Source organism: Cognatilysobacter lacus (assembly GCF_008274655.1).
Classification (GTDB): domain Bacteria; phylum Pseudomonadota; class Gammaproteobacteria; order Xanthomonadales; family Xanthomonadaceae; genus Cognatilysobacter; species Cognatilysobacter lacus.
The window spans coordinates 1-2,629 of the sequence record NZ_VTRV01000228.1; the positions used below are offsets into that span (position 1 = coordinate 1).

Here is a 2,629-nt window from a genome sequence, read left to right on the forward strand (position 1 = left end):
GCCGCACGCGCCATGGACGCGCCGTGGCTGCTGCCCACGTTGTGGGCGCTGGTGCCGCTGGCGGTGTTCTGCATCGCGCGCTCGCGGCTTCCGCTGTACATCCTGCCGCTGTTCGCGCCGTTGGCGTTGCTTGCCACGCTGCAATCGGTGCGCGACGGGCGCGCCATGCCGCGCCTCGCCTGGATGGCCGGCTGGGCCGTGGTGATGTTCGCGCTGAAGCTGGGTTCGGCGCACTTCCCCACGCACAAGAACGCACGCGACTGGGCGGCGGAGATCCGCACGCGCACGCAGGCGCCGATCAGCGAGGTGCTGTTCGTCGAGGACATGGCGCGCTACGGCGTCCACCTGCACCTCGGGCAGAACGTGCAGGTCGAGAAGTTCTCGATCGATCCGGTCGCCGACGCGAAGTTCAATCCCGAATACGACGGATCGATCGCCACCGGTTTGCGTCGGCAGCAACCGGACCAGCTGTGGGTGTGCAGGCAGGAGAACTTCGCGGACATCGCCGCGCGCGTGCGCGCCGCGGGCTTCGAACCGCAGGTACTCGGTACGCCCTACCAGGGGCGCGTGTTCTTCCGCACGGCGCGACGCTGATTTTCAGCCGCGCGGGCTTCGCGCGACCAGGGCACTGAACAGCACGATCGCCAGCACCACGATGCCGGCGCCGAGCGCGGCGATACCGTGCGGCCACGCCTCGCCCAACCACGCCGCGCCGATCAGCGTGGCGAACAGGATTTCGGCCGCCTGCATCGCCTCGGCCGCGGCCAGCGCGACCGGATCGCGACGCACCATGCCGGTCGCGCGGAAGAACAACACGGTCGCGATGATTCCCGCACCGAGCGCGACGCCGCCCGCCAGCCATACCTGATGCAGCGACGGTGCACCCGCGCGCATTTGCGCGAACACGATCACCGGCAACCACAGCGGCAGGCTCGCCAGCGATAGTCCGAACACGCGCTGCGTCGCGTCGAGTTCGATGCCCGCGCGCTCCAGGTGCAGCAGCAGCCCGCGGTTACCCAACGGATACGCGAACGCGCTCACCGCGACGCAGCCGAGCGCGATCCACGCGTTGCGGTCGAGCCGCCCGCCCGCCTGCGCCGCCTGCATGGTCAATACACCGGCCAACGCCAGCAGCCCGCAAACCAGGGCGGCACGCGGAATGCGCGCCCTGGCATCGCGATACAGCAACGGCGCGCACAGCATCCCGGCGACGACGGTGAGCTGGAACGTGCTGGCCACCAGCCACGCCGGACCGCTCGCGGCCGCGTAGCTCAGGCACAGGTAGAACAGCACGAACCCGATGCCGCTCCACAGCAGCCACGCGCGCGGATGCACCCGCATCGCGCGCCACAGGGTGGTCCAGCGCCCACGCATGAGCGGCAGCATCAAGGGCACCGTCACCACGTAACGCAGTGCGGCGGTCCACGCCCAGTGGCCGCCGTCGAGCGCAGCAGCGCGGTTGAGCACGTAGGTCGAAGTAAAGAACAGCGCCGACAGCAGCGCGAGCGCGATGGCACCGAGCGCGACGCGCGGTGGGCTCTTCACCCGCGTCGACGGATCGGGATCGCGGTGACCGGCACATGCACCTCGTCAAAGCCGCCGCGACGGATCGGCGCGCCCGGCTGCGGCCCCCAGGCCTGCGCGTAGACGACTTCCCAAGTCACCGGCAGAAGCCCGTCAGCGCCGCGCATCGACTCGTACGCCTGCGCGGCGCGTGCGAAGCGCGCGCGTCCGGTGAGCGCGCGACGCCGGTCGTGCATCGCATTCGTGGCCCCGAGCGTGCGCAGCTCGCGCATGATCGACGGCAGGTCGGGCTGCGTAAGACGGAACACGTCGCGATCGAGCACGGGGTCGCGAAAGCCCGCGGCCACCAGCGCGTCGCCGAAGCGCGCGATGTCGACGAACGGGCTCACGTGCGGCGCCTCGTCCGCCTGCGCGAAGGCCTCGCGCAATTCCATCAGCGTCTGCAAGGCGAACGTCGACACGAGCAACAGGCCGTCGGGCTTGAGCACGCGACGGAACTCGGCGAAGACGCCGGGCAGGTCTTCGATCCACTGCAGGCAAAGGTTTGAAACCAGCACGTCGACGCTTCCGGCGCGCAGTGGCAGCGCGAGCGCGTCGCCGCGCAGCAACTGCGGGCGACGCGCGAAGTCGAACAGGCCACGTTTGATCGACAGCCGCTGCCTTGCGGTCTCGAGCATGCCCGCTGCCAGGTCGACGCCGATCACCTGCGCCTTCGGCCACCGCTGCTGCAGCTGCGCGGTCAGGTGGCCGGTGCCGCAGCCGACGTCGAGCGCGACCGAGGGCGTGCGTGCGCCCAGCGCCTTGTCCTCGTAATACGGCAGCGACTCGGCGAGCCGATCCGCGACCTCGCGCTGCAGGGCCGCGGCTTCGTCGTAATGCGATGCCGCGCGCGAAAACGCACGGCCGACCTGGCGCTGGTCGAACAGGGCGTCGCTCACGACGTCCCCCGGCGGCGCGCGTCCGTCTGGAAACAGCCGCCGCGGCATGCGGCCGATCGTTTGCATCGCAGCCCGCCGCCATCGGCCGCACGCACGCGCGGAACAGGCGCGGTTGCTTCGCAGTCAGTCGACACTGCGTCGCCCGTCATGGCGCCGGATCCGCAAAT

2 protein-coding genes and 1 pseudogene are annotated in these 2,629 nt (G+C 70.5%); 1 reads left to right on the forward strand and 2 read right to left on the reverse strand.

Annotated features, from left to right (window positions below):
* Positions 1-594 (forward strand): annotated as a pseudogene (locus FW784_RS13495) (ArnT family glycosyltransferase); the annotation flags it as partial.
* A 3-nt stretch (positions 595-597) separates the two neighbouring features.
* Here FW784_RS13495 and FW784_RS13500 read toward each other — a convergent pair.
* Both FW784_RS13500 and bioC read right to left on the reverse strand, forming a co-directional pair.
* Positions 598-1,545: a multidrug resistance efflux transporter family protein gene (locus tag FW784_RS13500; protein WP_149353845.1), complete on the reverse strand. Its 948-nt coding sequence runs from the start codon at positions 1,543-1,545 to the stop codon at positions 598-600.
* Positions 1,542-2,462, reverse strand: coding sequence for a malonyl-ACP O-methyltransferase BioC (bioC, locus tag FW784_RS13505; protein WP_425481655.1), 921 nt, complete (start codon positions 2,460-2,462; stop codon positions 1,542-1,544). Before bioC ends, FW784_RS13500 begins: the two co-directional genes overlap by 4 nt.
* Between the last annotated feature and the right edge of the window lie 167 nt (positions 2,463-2,629).